We start from the raw sequence: 18,566 nt of genomic DNA, 5'->3' as shown, positions 1-18,566 counted from the left end.
GGACCAGCCGGCGGTTCGCGCCGGCTGGTTCTTCAATCCTGGGGAGGTGGGTATCATGGCAGGTGCGGTCGCGTCGCGCAGCGGGCTGAGATCGGCGCTGCCGCTGCTGGCGCCGGCCTATCTTTGGCTGACGGTGGCGATCTTCCTGCCGCTCTCGGCCATGGTCTTCTTCTCCTTCATGACCGACCTGCCGCTGACGGGAAAGCCATGGGCCTTCACGCTTGGCAATTATGCGGCCTTCTTTTCGCAAAGCCTCTATCTGACGCTGCTGCTCGCTTCGCTCCGGCTAGGCCTGGAGGTGACGCTCTGGTGCGTGGTCATCGGCTATCCTGCTGCCTATGTGCTGGCCAAGGTGCTGAAGGACCGCAGCCGCGAGGCGATCTTCCTGCTGGTGATCCTGCCGTTCTGGTCGAACGGGCTGGTACGCATCTTCTCCTGGGCGATGGTGCTGCGTGAAGGCGGCATTCTCGACACCGCGCTCAACGCGGTGCTGCCGTTCAAGATCAACATTGACCTGATGTATTCCTATCCGGCCGTCATCATCGGGCTGGTGCACTCCTACGTGCCCTACATGGTGCTGACCTGCTATCTAACGCTGCAGGCCATCGACGACTCGCTGATCGAGGCCGGGCGCTCGCTCGGCGCTTCTCGGCTGCAGGTGCTGAAGCGGGTGATCATTCCGCTGTCGCTGCCGGGACTGGTGGCGGGCGCGGCGCTCATCTTTGTGCCGGTGGTCGGCTCGTTCATGGAGCCGCGTATTCTCGGCGGCCGCACCGGCACCTTCTACGGCACGATCATCGAGGACCAGTTCGTCGCCGTATTCAACTGGCCGCTGGGGGCAGCACTGTCCTTCATCCTGCTCGCCGTCGTGCTGGTCATCCTGGGGGTCGCTTCGCCCGTGCTGCGGAGGGCGGCATGATGGCGACGACACGCATCCTGGAATGGCTGGGTCGCCTCTATGTCGGGCTGCTGCTCGCCTTCCTCTATTTGCCAATCATCATCATGGCGCTGATGTCGTTCAATGTTTCGCCCTTCTACCAATTGCCATTCGAATGGACGACCGAGTGGTACGCCTCGCTGTGGCAGAACGACCAGCTGATCGCGGCGACCTGGAACAGCATCGAGATCGCGGTTATCACCACTGTTATTTCGACCGTGCTCGGCTCGGCGGCGTCGCTGGCGCTCTTTCGTTACGAGTTTCGCGGCAAGAAATTCCTGCAGGCGCTGCTGTTTCCGCCGATCGCCATTCCGTGGCTGATCACCGGCACGGCGATGCTGATCTTCTTCTTCGGCGTCGGCATCGGGCGCGGCCTGTTCGCCATCCTGCTCGGCCATGTCGCGCTGGCGTTGCCCTATGTCATCGTCGTCGTCTCGGCCCGGCTGCAGACTTTTGCACCTGAACTGGAAGAGGCGGCTCGTTCGCTCGGCGCCAACCAGTGGCAGATGACCAATCGCGTGACGCTGCCCTGGATCATGCCTGGCGTCATTGCCGGCGGGCTGTTCGCCTTTGCCGTGTCGTTCGACCAGTTCGTCGTCTCCTATTTCCTGGCGACGCCGGGCCAGACGACGTTGCCGGTCGAAATCTACGCCGCGATCCGCAAGGGTTTCACGCCCGAGATCAATGCGGTCTCGACCATCATCATCGTCGTGTCGATGGCGCTGATGCTGCTGACGGCGCGGTTCTTCAAATTCGGCGGAGAGAAATAATGGCCGGAGTGCAGGTATCGAACGTCTCGCGCAGCTTTGGCGCGCACAAGGCGCTGGACGATGTCTCCATCGATTTCGCCGATGGCGGCTTCTATGCGCTGCTTGGGCCGTCGGGCAGCGGCAAGACCACGCTGTTGCGGCAAATCGCCGGCTTCGACTTTCCCGACAGTGGCCGCATTGCCATCGGCGGCGAGAGTGTCGAGCGGGTGCCAGTGGAGAAGCGGCGCATCGGCATGGTGTTCCAGAACTATGCGCTGTTTCCCAATATGAGCGTCGCTGACAATGTCGCCTTCGGCCTGTCGGTGCGCGGCGAGGGCAAGGCGGTGATCGCCACGGAGGTGCAGAGTGCGCTCGACCTCGTGCAGTTGGGCAAGCTCGGCGGGCGGCGTCCGCACCAGCTCTCCGGCGGCCAGCGCCAGCGCGTGGCACTCGCCCGCGCCATCGTCACCAAGCCGCGCGTGCTTTTGTTGGATGAGCCGCTCGGCGCGCTCGACAAGGCGCTGCGCGTCGACATGCAGATCGAATTGAAGCGCATCCAGCGCGAGATCGGCATCACCACCATCTTCGTCACCCACGACCAGGAAGAAGCGCTGACGATGAGCGACCGCATCGGCATATTGCGCGACGGCAGGCTCGTGCAGGAGGGGCCGCCGGAAGAGATCTATGACCGGCCAAAGAGCGAGTTCGCCGCCACCTTCCTCGGCGACGCGAACATCTTTCGCGGTGATGCGACCGGCAATGGCATCCGCCTGGCGGATGGCACGGCGATCGCAGCGGGGGCAGGCGAAACGCTTGCCGCCGGCGCTAAGGCAAGCTGCGCCGTGCGGCCCGAGCGCATCCGCATTGGTACCGATGCCGGAGTCATGGATACCGCCAACGCCAACATGCTCAAGGGGCAGGTGTCGAAGCGCATCTTCGCCGGCAACAACAGCACCTATTTCGTCGAACGCGCCGGACAGACGCTGAAGGTCATTGTGCAGAACACTGGCGCTGACAGGCTAGCGGAGGGGCAGGATGTGGTGCTGCGGTGGTCGCCGGAGAGCACGGTGCTGATCACGGCGGGTTGATCCTTGCTTCGGCTCTTGCCAGACAGCAGGCGATGAGGAACAGCATATCCGGCCACAAGTCCGGAGCACACTGATGACGCTGGAATTGACTGCTGACGACCAGTCGATGTTGCAGGGCGACCACGGGCCGGCCGCCGCCGCCGCCATGAAAATCCTCGTCGCCTTCTCCAACGCGATCGGCGCGGGCAGCCTGCTCGACATCACCGGTGCCCATATCGATGGCTGCCTCTATCACGGCAAGGCAGGGCTCGATTTCGTAGAGAGACTGGTCGAGGGCGGTGGCCGTGTACGTGTGTCGACGACGCTCAATGTCGGCTCGTTCGACCTCATCCATCCCGGCATGGTCAAGATGCCGGTGGCTGAAGAAGTGCCGGCGCGGCGGTTGATGAAGGCGCATCTGGAGCTTGGCTGCCAGGCGACCTTCACCTGCGCGCCTTATCAGACACGCTTCCGGCCTGAATTAGGCCAGCAGATCGCCTGGGGTGAATCCAATGCCATCGTTTTCGCCAATTCGGTGATCGGCGCGCGCACCAACCGCTATGGCGATTTCATCGATCTGTGCTGCGCCATGACCGGGCGCGCACCGGCCTGGGGCTTGCATCTCAGCGAGAACCGGCGCGGCCGCATCCTGTTCGAACTGGACATCGCAGGTTCAGAGCCGAGCGACAGTCTGTTCGTCGGCGTCGGACTGATCATTGGGCAAGCCTGTGGCGATCGTGTTCCGGTGATCGCGGGCCTGCCGGAACCGCGTGACGAGGACCAGCTTAAGGCGCTGGGCGCGGCGGCGGCAACAACAGGCGCGGTGGCATTGTTCCATGCGGCTGGCATCACGCCCGAGGCGGGGACGCTTGCAGAGGCGTTCCACGGTCACGCCCCTGAGGAGACGTTTCGCATCAGTCGCGCCGACATTGATCATGCGCTTTCCAGGCTGTCTGGAGTGCCCGATGGCGCGCCGCTCTCGGCCGTCTCACTGGGTACGCCGCATTTCTCGCATGAGGAGTGGATGCGCCTGTTGCCGCTGCTGCGAGAGGCAGCGCCAGGCAAGGGGATCCCGATCTACGTCAACACCGGGCGCGCGACGCTGATGCGGCTGCAGGAGGAGGGTGCGCTCGACGGCATGGAAGCACTCGGCCTGATCGCGGTTGCCGACACCTGCACCTATGTCACCTCGATCCTGGAACGCCTCGACGGCGTGGTGATGACCAATTCCGGCAAATGGGCGCATTACGCGCCGGGCAATATCGGCGTGACCGTCGCCTTCGCCGATATGAGGGACTGCATCCGGTCCGCCGCGATCGGGCACGTCGTGCGGAGTGCGTCATGACGCAGCGGATTGAAACGGACGCGGCTGAAAGGCTGGGCACTTTCCAACAGGCCGGCGCCGCCGAAGGGCAGGCCTTGGTGTTTTCGCAGCCGCTCAGCTTCTGGGGCGGCATCGACGCCGAGACAGGTGGCATAACAGATCATTCGCATCCAGGCCTTGGGCAGAATGTGGCCGGCAGGATCCTTGTCATGCCGAGCGGGCGCGGCTCGTCGTCCTCATCCTCGGTCTTGGCGGAGGCGATCCGCAGCGGCACCGCGCCGGCGGGCATTCTCTTGGAGCGGCCGGACCCGATCCTTGCCGTCGGCGCTATCGTTGCCGAATTTCTCTACGGAATCAGCATGCCGCTGGTCGTATGCGACATAGCAGGTCTCGTCTCCGGCGAACGCCTTGCGATAGGCATTCGCGAGGATGGTCGGGCGATCGTCCGCAGGATCTGAAGATTGCTTCAAATCTCCGGGATGTTCTCCTTGAAGATCACCTGCAGCCTTGGCTGGTGCAATTCGTAGGGCAGCCCCCGTACGGCATGGGTCAGGATGTTGAGCGCCTCGCGGGCCTCGACGCGCGGGTTCTGGTCGATGACCGCGTCGAGCGTGCCGTCGAGCAGCAGCTCCTTGGTGCCGTCGGTCGCCTCGTGGCCGAGGAAAACCATGGACTGGGCACGGCCGCGCTCCTTGAGCGCACGCGCTATGCCGGTGTTGCCGGCGCCGACATTGTAGATCGCGGCAAGGTCCGGGTGCCGTTCCAGAAGAGCCGAGGCCTCCGAATAGGCCTTTTCGCGGTCGTCGAGCATCTCGCGCATCTCGACAATCTCGAGATTGGGTGATTCCTCGGTCAATATGTGCCGGAAGCCCATCTCGCGTTCCTCGTGGCCGCGGTAGGAAAGCGAGCCGGCGAAGAGCGCCACCTTGCCGGGGCGTCCAGAACCCATGAAACGGTTGAGCAGATAGCCGGCCAGCCGCCCGGCGGCGCGGTTGTCGATGCCGATATAGGCGACCCTAGGCACATGCAGGATGTCGGAAGCGATGGTCACCACCTTGACGTCGTTGGCCGACAGCGAGCGGATCGCTTCACGCACGGTCGGATGGTCGAGCGCGATGACGCCGACGCCTTGCGTCTGGCCACGCAGATCCTGCAGCAGGCGGGCGAGCCGGTCGGGATTGAAGCCCTCTATGGTGGCGATGTGGACGTCGAGATCGGGGCGCGCCAGGGCCTGCGCCTCGATGTGGCGATGCAGCATCTTGATGAAGGAATTGGTGCCCGCCGGCAGCGCGAAGTCGAGCCGGATGATCTCGCCGCGCATGGGTCGCAGCGACGTTCCGTTCGGGCCTTCTGCAATGTAGCCGAGGCGCTGCGCCATTTCGAGCACGATCTCGCGCGTGCGTGCCCGCACGCCGGGGCGGTTGTTGAGCACGCGGTCGACGGTGGCGGCGGAGACGCCGGCTTCCCGGGCTATGTCAGTCAGGGTGGAACGCACGGTCTTTCATCTCCTCAATGCATCAAGATCACGCAATGACGGCTGCCGGCCTGATGGTGCCAACGCCTCGCTATCCGCGATTCTGATGGGAAATGATGTATCCGGCCTTGGCCGATGCGCAAGCCGCCAGGCTAAATCAAGTGGCCCGGCATGTTCGCGACGAGACGGGAAGAGATATTTCCCATCAAATCGAGGCATCTGGAGAGGTGTATGAACCCCGGAATGACGCATTTCTCCGCCTCTCTGCGATGTTGTGATGTATTTTGATTATTTATGATGTTGACAGCCTTCCGGTCCTGCCGTCAATATCCCTCATGGGCTCGTGGAGGAAACATTGGGCCTGAGGGAGGAATTCCAATGTCTGATCTGATCCGCATCTCGCGGCGCCGGTTGCTGGCGTCCGGAGGAAAGGCGGCGGTGTTCGTCGCTGCTACAGGTATCGCGCCACAATTCATCCGTCCCGGCCGCGCTTATGCCGCCGACGCACTGGCGCCCGGCATGATCGGCGGGCCGACGGGCTTCGACGGCGCCGAGCGTTATCAATATGGCGCCGACACGCCTGAGGGCCGCGCCATCGAGGCCGCCAAGGCGCTGAAGGGCGCCGGCAAGGCGCCGGCCAAGATCGTGCTTGGCCTGTCGGACGGCTCGATCGGCCAGCTCACCCAGCCTTTCCCGGCCGGCGCGCCGTCGATCAAGGAGCTGTGGGAAAAGGAAACCGGGATCCCGATCGAGATCGTCGGCCTGCCGAACGGTCAGGAATTCACCAAGACGATGCAGGACATCTCCACCAAGGGTGGGGCCTACGACATCTACTCGACCGAGTGGAACCGCCTTGGCGATCTCGCCGAGACCGGCGGCATCGCCAAGCTCGACGATTTCGTCGCCCAGTACAAACCCGAATGGGACGATCCCAAGACCGGCTATGTCGACGGCGCCAAGGGTGTGTCGCTGCTCAACAAATATCGCGGCTCGAACTATGGCGTGTCGCTGGACGGAGATTTTCAGACCTGGGTCTACCGCACCGACCTGTTCGGCAATGAAACCGAGAAGAAGGCCTTCAAGGACAAATACGGCTACGATCTGGCACCGCCGAAAACCTGGAAGCAGCACGGCGATGTCGCTGCCTTCTTCCAGCGTCCTGACAAGGGTCTGTTCGGCTCCACCGATCTGCGCAACCAGGGCTGGGGCTACACAAACTGGTATCAGCGCTATGTGTCGATGGCCTCGCCCAACCAGTTCCTGTTCGGCGACGACGGCAAGCCGCTGATCAATTCCGAACACGGCATCGCCGCCACCAACGAATATGTCGAATCGCTTGCCCATCATTCGCCGGATGCGATCTCGTGGGGTTGGCCGGAGCAGTACGGCAATTTCGCCAAGGGCGGCGCGGCGATGACCTGCGCCTTTTCCAACCTGCCGAAATTCCTCGATAATGCCGGCAACAAGGACTCCAAGGTCACCGGCAAGATCGGCTCGATGCTGCCGCCCGGCCGCGAGATCGACGGCAAGCTGATCAGCCGCTCCGTGCTCTGGTTCTCGCTGACCGGCATGGTCTCGTCGCAGTCGAAGAACCAGGAGGTTGCCTATCTCCTTCTGCAATGGCTGGGTTCGGCCCGCATCTATGCCTGGATGAGCGCCAACCCCGGCGGCTATCTCGATCCGTTCCGGCTTTCGGATTTTTCCGATCCGCTGGTGCGCCAGACCTATCATGCCTACCACATGGACGTGGTGCGCGAGACGGTCGCCCGCACGGTGCCGACCATCAACTATCCGGGCGCCACCGCCTTCCACAACGCGCTGGACGAAAACCTCATGGCCTCGCTGACCAAGGCCAAGACATCGGAGCAGGCGATGGCCGATACGGAAGCCGAGTGGAAGAAGATCGCAAGGCGCATCGGCGAGGACAAATTGCTCGAAGCCATCAGGACCAACAAGGAGGCCTGGCCTACCGTTCTCGATCCGATCAGCTGATCCATCTCCCTGGATCACAGCTTGAGGGGAGGGGCGAAAGCTCTTCTCCTCCGCAACCGACGCCACCAGCAAAAGCAGCCAGATGAAGCGTTCCGTCCCCTTCGAGATATTCCGCTACGCCGCGATCCTCGCGGCGATGGCTGTCACGCTGGTGCCGATCCTGTGGATGGTCTCGATGGCCTTCAAGCCGATCGCAGAATGGTCGGCGACGGGTGCGGACCTGACATGGTGGCCGAAGAACCCGACGCTCAGCAATTTCCAGTTCGTGTTCGGCGAATCCACCAACAATCTGATCGTCGCGCTCGACCGCACAGCGCTGAAGCCGATCCTGTCGTCGCTTCTGTCGGCGGTGTTCGGCACCGCGATCGCCATGTCTGCCGGCACGGCCGCCGCCTACGGCTTGTCGCGCTTCGGCTCGGGCCAGAACCTGCCGCTGGCGTTGATCCAGCTCCGGCTGTTTCCGCCGATGGCTGTGATGATCCCCGTCATGATCATGTGGGCCTTCCTCAACTTCACCGACAGTTGGTGGGGGTTGGCGCTGATTTACGGCATCGTCACGCTGCCGTTCGCCTTCTGGCTGATGAAGACCTTCTTCGATGACATGCCGCGCGAGATCGAGGAAGCCGCCTTGGTCGAGGGCTGTTCGCGGCTGCGCGTCTTCACCCGCATCACGCTGCCTATGATGCGTGCTCCGCTGGCGAGCGCTGCCCTCTTCGTCTTCATCCTCAACTGGTCGGACTATCTGATCGCGTTGCTGCTGACGACGCGTGAATGGGTGACGATCCCGGTCTACATGGCCTCGCTGTCGTCCTCGATGACCGGACAGCTCTACGGCGCCAAGGCAGCGCTTGGGCTCATTGCCGCCGTGCCGCCGGTCATCATGGGCATCGCCATCCAGCGCCACCTGGTGCGTGGCCTGACTTTTGGAGCGCTGAAGCAATGAGCGCTCTGACGGCAACGATTTCGGAGGATGGGATGGGCGTGCGCGGCAGGCCGGCCCCGCGCGACGAGGGCACGCGGCTGGGCTTTCGCCTGACCTTGCCGGCGCAGATCCTCGTGCTGTTCATCTCGGCCTTTCCGCTCTTGATGCAGCTCTACATCAGCGTCACCGACTGGTCGCCGCTCTCGGGCCTCGGCTGGTGGAATGCGTGGGAGATGTGGAACGGCTTTGCCAACTACACCGATCTCGCGGCCGATGCGCGTTTCTGGAGCGCGCTGAAGCGCACTGTTATCGTCATGGTCGTCTGCGTGCCGGCGGAATTCCTGCTGGGCCTCGCGCTGGCGACGCTGTTCGCCGACGATTTTCCCGGCAAGCGCATTTTCTATTCGATCCTGCTGATGCCGATGATGGTGGTGCCGGCGGTGGCCGGCTACATGTTCTTCATGCTGTTCCAGTCGGGCGGCCCGGTGAACGATATCCTGTCGGCAATCACGGGCACGCAAGTCACCATCGCCTGGCTGTCGGACCCGACACTGGCGCTGATCGCGGTGATGATCGCCGACATCTGGCAGTGGACGCCGCTGATGTTTTTGATCCTGCTGGCCGGCCTGGTCGGCGTGCCGGAGGACCAGATCAAGGCGGCAACGCTGCTCGGCGCCAATCCCTGGCAGCGCTTTACCACCATCGTGCTGCCGAAGATGAAAACGATCATCGTCATCGCGCTGGCGATCCGGGTGATCGAGAACTTCAAGATCTTCGACACGCTCTACATCATGACCGGCGGCGGCCCCGGCGTCGCCACCGAGACGATCTCCGTCTACATCTACAAGGTCACCACGCAGGATCTGATCTGGGGCTATGTGGCGGCGATCGCGCTGGCGATCCTGGTGGTGCTCTCCATCGTCGCCGTCTTCGCCATGAAGCGCATGGCGCGGGCAAGACAGGTGCCGGCATGAGCACGATCCAGCTGCGCAACCTCACCAAGACATTCGGCGACTTCACGGCGCTGAAGACGATGGACCTCGACATATCAGACGGCGAGTTCATGGCGCTGCTTGGGCCGTCCGGCTGCGGCAAGTCGACGACGATGAACATGATCGCCGGTATGGAAGAGCCGACCAGCGGCAAGATACTGTTCGGCGAACGCGACATGGCCGGCGTGCCGATGGGCCGGCGCGGCGTCGGCTTCGTCTTCCAGAACTATGCCATCTTCACCCATTTGACCGTGCGCCAGAACCTGGCCTACGGGCCGAGGATGCGGGGCGCCGCCAAGGTAGAGATCGACCGCCGCGTCGGCGCTATCGCCGAGCTGCTGCAACTGACGCCGCTGCTCGACCGCAAGGCTGACCGGCTGTCGGTCAACATATTGCAGCGCGTGGCGATCGGCCGGTCCGCGATCATGGAGCCGGCGATCTTCCTGCTCGATGAGCCGCTGTCCAATGTCGACGCGGCCTTCCGTGCGGTCATGCGCACAGAGCTGAAACAACTGCAGCGCCAGTTCAGGCAGACCATGGTCTACGTCACTCACGACCAGTTGGAAGCCATGACCATGGCCGATCGCATCGCCGTCATGGATCACGGCGTGCTGCAGCAGGTCGGCACGCCGCTCGAGGTCTACAACAATCCGGCCAATGTCTTCGTCGCCCGCTTTATCGGCGCGCCGGGCATGAACCTGCTCAAGGGCAGGCCGGCGGAGAGCGACCGGGGTCTGGTCGTCGATCTCGGGCCGCTGGGTGTCTCACCGCCGCTGCCGGACGACCTGGCAGCTGTCTTGCGTGGCGCGCGCGGCGAGGTGCTCTACGGCTTCCGGCCGGAAGAGGTGGCCTTGGCGCAAGACGGGCGCGGGCTGGCCATGCCGGTCACCTTCGTCGAGCGCATCGGCGCGCGCACCATAGTTCATCTCGGTCAGGACGATGGCGCCGTGAAAGCGGTGTTCGACAATGATGTCGGGTTGTCGATCGGACAAACCGCGGTCGTTGCGCCCACGGCGGCGTCGGTGCGGGTCTTCGACGCCGCCAGCGGCCTTGCGATGAGAGCGGGTTGAGCCATGGCCGACATCGTCTTTCGCAATGTCACGAAACGCTACGGCACGACGCTCGCAGTGGATGACGCCTCGTTCACTGTCAACGACAACGAGTTCTTTTGCTTCTTCGGGCCGCCGCTGTCGGGCAAGTCGACGATCCTGCGCCTGGTGCTCGGGCTGGAGACCCCGGACGCCGGAGAAATCCTCATCGGCGGCAAGCCGGTCAACACAGTGTCGCCGGCCGAGCGCAACGTTGCCATGGTGTTCCAGAACCTGGCGCTGTTCCCGCATATGAGCGCGCTCGACAATATCCGTTTTCCGCTGGTCGAGCGCCGGGTCGCCGAGCTCGATATCAGGAAGCGCGTCCCCGATGTCGCGACCAAGCTGCATATCGGCCATATCCTGCACAAGCCGCCGGCGCAGCTTTCGGGCGGCGAGCGGCAGCGCGTGGCGATCGCGCGGGCGCTGGTGCGCGACCCCAATGCCTATCTGATGGACGATCCGATCTCGGCGCTCGATGCGCGGCTACGCGAGGAAACGCGCGTCGAGCTGAAGCGCATCCAGCGCGATCTCGGCAAGACGCTGATCTATGTCACCCATGACCAGGAAGAGGCGATGTCGATCGCCGACCGCATCGCCATCCTGGACAATGGCAGGATCCGGCAGATAGGCGCGCCGGCCGAGATCTATGACCGTCCGGTCAGCACCTATGTGGCGCGGCTGCTCGGGTCGCCTGTCATGAACATCCTGAAATCAGCGCGCGGCGAGGGCGGCGTCGAGGCGGCCGAAGGCGTGATCCGCATTGCCGACAAGACGGCTCCCGCCGATGCCGTCGAGATCGGACTCAGGCCGGAAGATATCAAGGTCAAGCCGTGGGCGGATGGCGGCTCGGGCCGCCCGGCGCGGGTGTTCGAGGTCGAGCCGCTTGGCGGCTACACCGTGGTGACGCTCGCCGCCGGACAGGCGCGGCTGAAGGCCTTGCTGCGCGGCCAGCCTGACATCAGGCCCGACGCGATGGTGGCGATATCCTGCGAGCCGGCCCGCGTGCATTATTTCGGACAGGGTGGAGGCGCATTGGCAAGATGAATGCGGCCGCGAAGACAGAATTTCGGGAGGAAGGCATGACAGGCAAGGGCTTCGAGCCGGACGTGAAGGTCCGCACGAAGGAATACAGGATCGGTTGCGTCGGCGCCGGCATGATCATGGCCGAGTGCCATCTGGCCGCCTACAAGGAAGCCGGATTTCCGGTCGTGGCGATCGCTTCGCGCACCAAGGCGAATGCTCAAAAGGTCGCCGACCGTTGGAGCATCCCGACCGTCCACGACACGCCGGAACAGCTGATCGAGGACACAAATGTCGAGATCATCGACCTGGCCTTTCCGCCCGACCAGCAGCCGGCGCTGATCCGCCATGCGCTGAAGCAGAGCCACATCAAGGCGATCCTGGCGCAGAAGCCTTTGGCGCTGTCGGTCGAGGAAGCCGTCAAGCTGCGCGACGAGTCGGCGAAGGCCGGCAAGATCCTCTCGGTCAACCAGAACATGCGCTACGACCAGTCGATGCGCGTGTTGAAGCAGATCATCGACAGCGGCGCGCTGGGCGACATCGTCTTCGCGCAGATCGATATGCATGCCATCCCGCACTGGCAGACCTTCCTTCAGGGCTACGATCGGCTGACGCTTGCCAATATGAGCGTGCATCACCTCGATGTGCTGCGCTTCCTGTTCGGCGATCCCGACGAGATCACGACGCTGACGCGCAAGGATCCGCGCACGACATTCGACCATTCCGACGGGATCACCGTATCGACGCTGCGTTTCCCCACAGGCGTGCTCGCCGTGTCGCTGGAGGACGTATGGTCGGGTCCGCGCCAGGAGGGCTATCGCGACGACCAGCACATCAACTGGCGCGTCGACGGCACCAAGGGCGTCGCCAAGGGCACGATCGGCTGGCCGACGGGTGCCGCTTCGACGCTGACTTACGTCTCGGCCGAGACGACCGGCGGCGAATGGGTCAGCCCAAGCTGGGAGACGATGTGGTTCCCGCACGCCTTCATCGGCGTCATGGAGCAGTTGCAGCACGCGGTGAAGACCGGCACGCCGCCGGCGCTCACCGTCGCCGACAACGTCAAGACCATGGCGCTGGTCGAGGCGGGCTATCGCTCCATCGCTTCCGGCCGCACGGTCAAGCTCTCCGAAATCTCCACAAACTGAATCAACTGAATCGCTTACAGGGAGGAATTCACATCATGATGCAGGCAGGTATTTTCACGGGCTATTTCCCGTACGGCCTCGAAGAGACGGCGAAGAAGATCCGCGGGCTCGGTTTCAACACGGTGCAGCTCGACCTGCATTTCAGGGATGTCGACCTGTCGGCCGGCCAGATCACCAAGGACAAGGCCAAGAAGGTGCGCGACGTCTTCCGCGATCACAACCTGCCGGTCTGCTGCGTGTCGGGCTACACCAACATCATTCATCCCGACAAGGCCGAGCGCGAGAAGCGCGTCGGCTATCTCAAGGAGATCATCCGCAATGCGCGCGAGTTCGGCTCGCCTTACGTGATTTCGGAAACCGGCACCTACAACACCGAATCCGACTGGGTACATCACCCCAAGAACAAGACCGAGGAAGGGTTCGAGGAGTGCCGCAAGGTGATCGCCGACCTCGCCCAGACGGCCTATGACCATGGCGCGGTCTTCCTGCTCGAAACCTATGTCAACAACGTCGTCGGCTCGGTCGAGGAGACGGTGAAGATGTTCGCGCAGGTCGATCATCCCGGTCTCGGCCTGCTAATGGACCCGACCAACTATTTCGAGACCCATAACATCGACCGGATGGATCAGATCCTGAACCAGGTGTTCGACACGCTGACCGACAAGATCAGGATTGCGCACGCCAAAGATGTGAAGCGCTCGGGCGACGACAAGTCGGAGAAGCATGCCGACATCGGCGATGCCGACGCGATGGAAAGCCACACCTTCCGCGGCGTTGGCGAAATCGAACTGCCGGCGCCCGGCCTCGGTTCGCTGAACTACGACCTCTACCTCCAGCGGCTGGCCGAAAAGCATCCGAACATCCCGGTCATCATCGAGCATCTGTCGGAGGACGACGTGCCGCGCGCCAAGACATTCCTCGATGGGAAGTTCCGCGCCAACGGCCTGTGACTGCCGGCCGCGCCGCCGGTGCATTGGCGGCGCGGCTTCAAAAAAAGGGAGGAAAGAATGCTGAAATTCGCTTGGAAATTGGCGGCCGCCGCGACACTGCTCGCCGGCATCGCCCTTGGCACGACTGCGCAGGCGCAGGACGGCCAGAAGACCTTCTATCTCTTGTCGCATGGCGGCCCGTCGGATGCGTTCTGGATCGACTGGAACGCCGGCGCGACCAACGCCTGCGACCAGCTCAAGGTGACCTGCAAGATCTCCTTCAGCGGCGGCGACATGGCGGCGCAGAAGGAGGCCTTCAACTCGGCGCTCGCCGCCAAGCCCGACGGCATCGCCACGACGTCGGCGCAGCCCGGCCTGTGGACCGAAGAGGTGAAAGCGGCAAAGGCGGCTGGGATCCCGATCGTGTTCTTCAACACCGACGATCCGGCGACAGGACGGCAGGCCTATGTCGGGGCCGACCTCAAGGAAGCCGGCGTCATCTGGGCCAAATACCTTGTCGACCACAAGATGGTGAAGCAGGGCGACAAGGTCTTCCTGCCGGTCGAGGTTCCCGGCGCCAGCTACCAGCAGCTCGAGACCGAGGGCATTGCCAGCGTTTTCGATCCTTTGGGGATCAAATATGACGTGGTCGATTGCGGCACCGATCCGGCCGGCATCATCGCCAAGATGACCGACTACATGGTCGCCAACAATCCGCCGGCGATCATTGCGCTCGGCGATTCCGTGGCGGCCAGCGTCAAGCGCGTGTTCGACGGCGCCGGTGTGCCGGCGGGCAAGATCCCCGTCGTCGGCTGGGGCAATTCCAAGGAGACGGCGCAAGCCGTCAAGGATGGCTTCGTCAACGCCGCCGCCTGGCAGTACCCTTCGGCGCAGGGCTTCATGCCGGTGGCGCTGCTCGGGCTCGCCGCCTCGGGCGAACCGATCGGCTACGACATTCACACTTTCGGTCTCTACGACGCCTCCAGCGTCGAGCCGATCCTGAAACTCTACGACAAGAAATGAGAAACCAGCGCCCGCTGCGAAGGCGGCGGGCGTTTTTTCAAGCATGGTCCAAGCCGTCATGACAATTGCCGCAGAAGACGACGCGCCGCGGGCGAAAGGCAGATCGCGCCTGATCCGCTCGCCGCAATTCTCCTCCTTCGTCATCCTCATCATTTTGCTGGCGGTGTTCGCTGTCGCCGACGCCAACTTCCTGTCGCCGCTCAACATCTCGAACATGATGGCGTTCCTGCCCGAACTCGGCATCATCGCGCTCGGCATGACATTGCTTTTGACGGCAGGCGAATTCGACCTTTCCGTCGGCGCGGTGTTTGGACTGGCGCCGGTGGTGGTTATGCTGCTGGTGCAGAATGGCGGGGTGGATATAGGTTTCGCGCTTCTGGCCGGACTAGCACTCTGCATCGCGATCGGCGCGATCAACGGGCTGATCGTCACCAAGATCGGCATCTCGTCCTTCCTGGTGACGCTGTCGATGCTGCTCGTCGTACGCGGGGCAGCGCTTTACATCACGCAAGGCTTTCCGCTGAAATCCTGGGACCAGCCTGGGTTCTTCGTGACGCTGCTCGCCGGCAGCTTCAACATCGGCTCGTTCCGCTTCTACACCTCGCTCTGGTGGTTCATCGGCCTCTCGCTGTTTGCCATCTATATCCTGCGCTACGCCAAGCTCGGCAATTGGATCAGTGCGATCGGTTCTAATCGCAGCGCGGCGGTGGCACGTGGGGTGCCGGCCGACACCGTCAAGATCTGGCTGTTCATCGCGACCTCGGTGCTGGCCGGCCTTGCCGGCATGATCAGCGCCTTCCGCATCTCCGCCGCCTCGCCGGTGGCCGGCACCGGCTACGAGCTTGAAGTGATCGCCATGGTGGTGGTCGGCGGCACGGCGCTGACCGGCGGGCGCGGCACCATCCTCGGTACCATCGTCGGCGCGCTGATGCTGCGTGCGATCCGCAACGGCATCGTGCTGATCGGCGTGCCGGGGCTCGCCTACAACATCTTTGTCGGCCTCATCATCCTCGCCATGCTCATCCTGCACGCTTTGCTGCAGAAAAACGCCGCAAGGAGCTGACGATGATGCAAGATGTACTTCGGCTGCAGAACCTGCAAAAGTCCTTCGGCAGCGTGCGCGCGCTGAAGAATGCCTCGCTGACATTGCGGGAAGGCGAGGTGGTGGCGCTGCTTGGCGACAATGGTGCCGGCAAATCGACTCTGATCAAGGCGATCTCGGGTGTGTTTCCGGTCGATCGCGGCGATATCTATGTGCGTGGCGAGAAGGTCTCGATCCGTTCGACCAGGGATGCGATGGACCTCGGCATCGAGACCATCCACCAGGACACCTCACTGGCGCCGGACCTCAGCATCGCGCGCAATCTTTTCCTCGGCCGCGAGCCGGTCAATTTCGGGTGGCTCGGCGTGTTCGCGCCGCTCGATCTCGCGAAGCTGCGCAAGGCCGCCTCCGAATTGCTGAAACGCGTCGGCATCTCGAAGAAACTCGACGCCGATGCGCTGGTCTCGACGCTGTCGGGCGGCGAACGTCAGTCGATCGCCATCTCGCGCGCCATGCAGTTCGCCGCCAAGGTGATCATCCTCGACGAGCCGACCAACAATCTGGGCGTCGAGGAAACCCACGGCGTGCTTCGCTTCGTCAAGGAGGTGCGCGACGCCGGCCATTCCGTGCTGCTCATCACCCACAATATCCACCACGTGTTCCAAGTCGCCGACCGCATCGTCGTCATGCGGCGGGGCGAGATCGTCGCCGAACAGACGGTCGCCGACACCGATCTGCTGACCGTGGAAAGCATCATCACCGGCGCCGACATGTCGGCCTTGCTCAAGGAGGCGAGGGCAAAGTGAAGGACGTCGGATGGTAGAGCTTTACGGCAAAACACTGTCGCGCCGGCAAGTGGCCGAGCGGTCAGGCCAGCTGTCGCAATTCGCCGGCGTGCGCCTGATGACGCTCGGCGACGGTGTGGAGCGCGGCATCCGCATGCTCGAATTCCGCACCGGCTCGGGCCTGCGCTTCACCGCACTCGTCGACCGGGCGCTCGACATCGCCGATTGCGACTATAGGGGGCAGGCGATCGGCTGGCATTCGCCGAGCGGTTTTCGCAACCCCGGCCTGCATGAGTATGAAGGGGAAGGGGGGCTGGCCTGGGCGCGCTCTTTCTCCGGCCTGCTCGTCACCTGCGGGCTCGACCATATTCTGGGCCGCGAGGACGTGCCGGCCGACAACTACAACTATCCTGGCAGGAAGACGGTGCTCCATTCGCTGCATGGCCGTGTCGGTACGATCCCGGCGCGGCTGACCGGCTATGGCGAGCGTTGGGACGGCGACCGCTGCGTGCTGTGGGCCGAAGGCATCGTCCCGCAGTCGGCGGTTTTTGGCGAGGATCTGCATCTTATCCGCCGCATCGAGGCCGATGTCGGTGGCAACGAGATCCGGCTTTCCGACCATGTCGTCAATCACGGCTTCAACCGCACGCCGCATATGTATTTCTACCACGTCAATGTCAGCCATCCCCTGCTGGACGAGGGCTCGCGCTATCTGGCGCCGATCCGCGACGTTGTCTGGGCCGGTCATGCCGGAGAACGCTACGAGGCGCAGAAGGTCGGCTACCGCGCGGCGCCGGCGCCGCAGATGGGTTTCAGCGAGCAGGTTTGGCAGCACGAAATGGACGCTGACGGAAAGGGCGAAGTGCCGGTCGCGGTGGTCAACGACCGGCTCGGTCTCGGCTTCGAAATGGTGACGCGCAAGAGCCAGCTGCCTTGCGCTTATCAATGGCAGAATTTCCAGGCCGGGCAGTATGCGCTGGGGATAGAGCCCTCGACCCACCATGTGCTTGGCAATCTCGCCGCCCGCGAGCGCGGCGAGATGATCTGGCTGGAGCATGGCGAAAGCCGGGCCTATGACGCGGTGTTCCGGGTCCTCAATGGTGCCGGTGAGATCGCAGCGGCCGAAGCCAGGATCGCGGCTATCGCCCGACAGCCAGAGCAGGATTATCCTCAACCTTCCGGAAACTTTCCAAGACTGGCCGACAGGGCATGAGCGCGACATTTATCCAAAGCAAGCCCCCCAGCCGGCGGACCGGATTGCCAGTGGTGCGCGACGATTGGAGGTCAGTGTGACGACGATGGCAAAAAAGCGCGACTATAGCCTTGTCGGCGAAAGCACCAGGGCGGCGATCGAGACCGGTCTTGCCTCGGCCGAGTGGTATCACACCGACGTCTCGCGCAAGGCGATCAAGGAACTGATGCAGCGTTCCGATGGGCCAGCGATCCGCGACACCATCATCTGGATTGTCGCGATCCTGGGTTCGGCCGCCGGTATCGTCTGGTTCTGGGGTTCGTGGTGGATTGTGCCGTTCCTTTTCGTCTACGGCGTGCTCTACGGCTCGTCGAGCGACTCGCGCTGGCACGAATGCGGCCATGGCACGGCCTTCCGCACCCGCTGGATGAGCGATGTCGTCTATCACATCGCCTCGTTCATGCTGATGCGCAATCCCGTGCAATGGCGCTGGAGCCATGCCCGCCACCACACCGACACCATCATCGTCGGCCGCGATGCCGAGATCGCCGTCATGCGTCCGCCGGACCTGTTGAAGGCCGCGCTTGCCTTCACCGGAATTCTCGATTTCCGCTATTCGCTGCCGACGCTGTTGCGCCAGGCCTTCGGCACGCTGTCGGACGAGGAGAAGAGCTATATTCCCGAGATGGAACAGCATAAGGCCGTGGTCGCCGCCCGCTGGCATGTCGCGATCTACGTCGCGACGATCGCTCTCGCGATCGCGCTGAGGTCATGGATACCGCTGGTGCTGATCGGCGTACCGCGCCTTTACGGCACCTGGCACATGGTGATGACCGGCCTGCTGCAGCATATCGGCTTGGCCGACAATGTCGTCGACCA

18 protein-coding genes are annotated in these 18,566 nt (G+C 63.4%); 17 read left to right on the top strand and 1 reads right to left on the bottom strand.

Annotated features, from left to right (window positions below):
* The first annotated feature begins 55 nt into the window (after positions 1 to 55).
* The 5 genes from FJW08_RS06600 (at position 56) to FJW08_RS06580 (ending at position 4,535) form a co-directional block, all read left to right on the top strand.
* Positions 56 to 919 carry an ABC transporter permease gene (locus FJW08_RS06600; RefSeq protein WP_140809784.1) on the top strand — a complete coding sequence of 288 codons (864 nt, stop codon included), beginning with the start codon at positions 56 to 58 and terminating at the stop codon, positions 917 to 919.
* Positions 919 to 1,707, top strand: coding sequence for an ABC transporter permease (locus FJW08_RS06595; RefSeq protein WP_140763526.1), 789 nt, complete (start codon positions 919 to 921; stop codon positions 1,705 to 1,707). Before FJW08_RS06600 ends, FJW08_RS06595 begins: the two co-directional genes overlap by 1 nt.
* On the top strand, positions 1,707 to 2,774 hold the full coding sequence (locus tag FJW08_RS06590; RefSeq protein WP_140763410.1) for an ABC transporter ATP-binding protein: 1,068 nt from the start codon (positions 1,707 to 1,709) through the stop codon (positions 2,772 to 2,774). Before FJW08_RS06595 ends, FJW08_RS06590 begins: the two co-directional genes overlap by 1 nt.
* Before the next feature lie 73 nt (positions 2,775 to 2,847).
* Positions 2,848 to 4,098 carry an aconitase X gene (locus FJW08_RS06585; RefSeq protein WP_140809782.1) on the top strand — a complete coding sequence of 417 codons (1,251 nt, stop codon included), beginning with the start codon at positions 2,848 to 2,850 and terminating at the stop codon, positions 4,096 to 4,098.
* Positions 4,095 to 4,535, top strand: coding sequence for a DUF126 domain-containing protein (locus FJW08_RS06580; protein ID WP_140809780.1), 441 nt, complete (start codon positions 4,095 to 4,097; stop codon positions 4,533 to 4,535). Before FJW08_RS06585 ends, FJW08_RS06580 begins: the two co-directional genes overlap by 4 nt.
* Positions 4,536 to 4,543: 8 nt before the next feature.
* On the opposite strand, the gene FJW08_RS06575 is transcribed toward FJW08_RS06580, so the two are convergent.
* Positions 4,544 to 5,572: a LacI family DNA-binding transcriptional regulator gene (locus tag FJW08_RS06575; protein WP_140809778.1), complete on the bottom strand. Its 1,029-nt coding sequence runs from the start codon at positions 5,570 to 5,572 to the stop codon at positions 4,544 to 4,546.
* A 357-nt stretch (positions 5,573 to 5,929) separates the two neighbouring features.
* Between FJW08_RS06575 and FJW08_RS06570 the strand changes: the two genes are divergently transcribed.
* From FJW08_RS06570 to FJW08_RS06515, 12 genes are all read left to right on the top strand, one after another.
* On the top strand, positions 5,930 to 7,543 hold the full coding sequence (locus FJW08_RS06570) for an extracellular solute-binding protein (RefSeq protein WP_140809776.1): 1,614 nt from the start codon (positions 5,930 to 5,932) through the stop codon (positions 7,541 to 7,543).
* Between the two features lie 82 nt (positions 7,544 to 7,625).
* The gene (locus FJW08_RS06565; RefSeq protein ID WP_015317068.1) at positions 7,626 to 8,486 is read left to right on the top strand and encodes a carbohydrate ABC transporter permease; all 861 of its coding nucleotides are present in this window, start codon (positions 7,626 to 7,628) and stop codon (positions 8,484 to 8,486) included.
* Entirely contained in the window at positions 8,483 to 9,439 is a 957-nt protein-coding gene (locus tag FJW08_RS06560; RefSeq protein ID WP_140809774.1) for a sugar ABC transporter permease, read from the top strand. Before FJW08_RS06565 ends, FJW08_RS06560 begins: the two co-directional genes overlap by 4 nt.
* A complete protein-coding gene (locus FJW08_RS06555; RefSeq protein WP_140809772.1) occupies positions 9,436 to 10,527 on the top strand; it encodes an ABC transporter ATP-binding protein in 1,092 nt (363 codons plus the stop codon). The genes FJW08_RS06560 and FJW08_RS06555 overlap by 4 nt, the downstream gene beginning before the upstream one ends.
* A gap of 3 nt (positions 10,528 to 10,530) precedes the next feature.
* The gene (locus tag FJW08_RS06550; protein WP_140809770.1) at positions 10,531 to 11,592 is read left to right on the top strand and encodes an ABC transporter ATP-binding protein; all 1,062 of its coding nucleotides are present in this window, start codon (positions 10,531 to 10,533) and stop codon (positions 11,590 to 11,592) included.
* A 35-nt stretch (positions 11,593 to 11,627) separates the two neighbouring features.
* Positions 11,628 to 12,716: a Gfo/Idh/MocA family oxidoreductase gene (locus FJW08_RS06545; RefSeq protein WP_140809768.1), complete on the top strand. Its 1,089-nt coding sequence runs from the start codon at positions 11,628 to 11,630 to the stop codon at positions 12,714 to 12,716.
* Between the two features lie 35 nt (positions 12,717 to 12,751).
* Positions 12,752 to 13,666, top strand: a complete 915-nt coding sequence (locus FJW08_RS06540; RefSeq protein ID WP_140809766.1) for a sugar phosphate isomerase/epimerase — start codon at positions 12,752 to 12,754, stop codon at positions 13,664 to 13,666.
* Between the two features lie 57 nt (positions 13,667 to 13,723).
* Complete coding sequence (locus FJW08_RS06535; protein WP_140809765.1) at positions 13,724 to 14,668, top strand: substrate-binding domain-containing protein; 945 nt, start codon at positions 13,724 to 13,726, stop codon at positions 14,666 to 14,668.
* Positions 14,669 to 14,726: 58 nt separating this feature from the next.
* Entirely contained in the window at positions 14,727 to 15,731 is a 1,005-nt protein-coding gene (locus FJW08_RS06530; protein ID WP_246682233.1) for an ABC transporter permease, read from the top strand.
* Between the two features lie 2 nt (positions 15,732 to 15,733).
* The gene (locus FJW08_RS06525; protein WP_140809761.1) at positions 15,734 to 16,516 is read left to right on the top strand and encodes an ATP-binding cassette domain-containing protein; all 783 of its coding nucleotides are present in this window, start codon (positions 15,734 to 15,736) and stop codon (positions 16,514 to 16,516) included.
* Between the two features lie 10 nt (positions 16,517 to 16,526).
* Positions 16,527 to 17,708 (top strand): aldose 1-epimerase family protein, encoded by a 1,182-nt coding sequence (locus FJW08_RS06520; protein ID WP_140809759.1) that lies wholly within the window; start codon positions 16,527 to 16,529, stop codon positions 17,706 to 17,708.
* A gap of 85 nt (positions 17,709 to 17,793) precedes the next feature.
* Positions 17,794 to 18,566, top strand: a 773-nt coding sequence (locus FJW08_RS06515) for a fatty acid desaturase (RefSeq protein WP_140810045.1), incomplete at its 3' end; no start/stop codon positions are given.

The sequence above is a fragment of the Mesorhizobium sp. B3-2-1 genome (assembly GCF_006439515.1).
In the GTDB taxonomy this organism is placed as follows: Bacteria; Pseudomonadota; Alphaproteobacteria; order Rhizobiales; family Rhizobiaceae; genus Mesorhizobium.
Note: the sequence above shows the minus strand (reverse complement) of the source record. Positions and strands in the feature narration are given on the sequence as shown.

What these genes read in the sequence shown, in the direction of transcription:
- FJW08_RS06600 (WP_140809784.1), top strand. Translation starts at nt 56, where the DNA reads ATGGCAGGTGCGGTCGCGTCGCGCAGCGGGCTGAGATCGGCGCTGCCG.
- FJW08_RS06595 (WP_140763526.1), top strand. Translation starts at nt 919, where the DNA reads ATGGCGACGACACGCATCCTGGAATGGCTGGGTCGCCTCTATGTCGGG.
- FJW08_RS06590 (WP_140763410.1), top strand. Translation starts at nt 1,707, where the DNA reads ATGGCCGGAGTGCAGGTATCGAACGTCTCGCGCAGCTTTGGCGCGCAC.
- FJW08_RS06585 (WP_140809782.1), top strand. Translation starts at nt 2,848, where the DNA reads ATGACGCTGGAATTGACTGCTGACGACCAGTCGATGTTGCAGGGCGAC.
- FJW08_RS06580 (WP_140809780.1), top strand. Translation starts at nt 4,095, where the DNA reads ATGACGCAGCGGATTGAAACGGACGCGGCTGAAAGGCTGGGCACTTTC.
- FJW08_RS06570 (WP_140809776.1), top strand. Translation starts at nt 5,930, where the DNA reads ATGTCTGATCTGATCCGCATCTCGCGGCGCCGGTTGCTGGCGTCCGGA.
- FJW08_RS06565 (WP_015317068.1), top strand. Translation starts at nt 7,626, where the DNA reads ATGAAGCGTTCCGTCCCCTTCGAGATATTCCGCTACGCCGCGATCCTC.
- FJW08_RS06560 (WP_140809774.1), top strand. Translation starts at nt 8,483, where the DNA reads ATGAGCGCTCTGACGGCAACGATTTCGGAGGATGGGATGGGCGTGCGC.
- FJW08_RS06555 (WP_140809772.1), top strand. Translation starts at nt 9,436, where the DNA reads ATGAGCACGATCCAGCTGCGCAACCTCACCAAGACATTCGGCGACTTC.
- FJW08_RS06550 (WP_140809770.1), top strand. Translation starts at nt 10,531, where the DNA reads ATGGCCGACATCGTCTTTCGCAATGTCACGAAACGCTACGGCACGACG.
- FJW08_RS06545 (WP_140809768.1), top strand. Translation starts at nt 11,628, where the DNA reads ATGACAGGCAAGGGCTTCGAGCCGGACGTGAAGGTCCGCACGAAGGAA.
- FJW08_RS06540 (WP_140809766.1), top strand. Translation starts at nt 12,752, where the DNA reads ATGATGCAGGCAGGTATTTTCACGGGCTATTTCCCGTACGGCCTCGAA.
- FJW08_RS06535 (WP_140809765.1), top strand. Translation starts at nt 13,724, where the DNA reads ATGCTGAAATTCGCTTGGAAATTGGCGGCCGCCGCGACACTGCTCGCC.
- FJW08_RS06530 (WP_246682233.1), top strand. Translation starts at nt 14,727, where the DNA reads ATGACAATTGCCGCAGAAGACGACGCGCCGCGGGCGAAAGGCAGATCG.
- FJW08_RS06525 (WP_140809761.1), top strand. Translation starts at nt 15,734, where the DNA reads ATGATGCAAGATGTACTTCGGCTGCAGAACCTGCAAAAGTCCTTCGGC.
- FJW08_RS06520 (WP_140809759.1), top strand. Translation starts at nt 16,527, where the DNA reads ATGGTAGAGCTTTACGGCAAAACACTGTCGCGCCGGCAAGTGGCCGAG.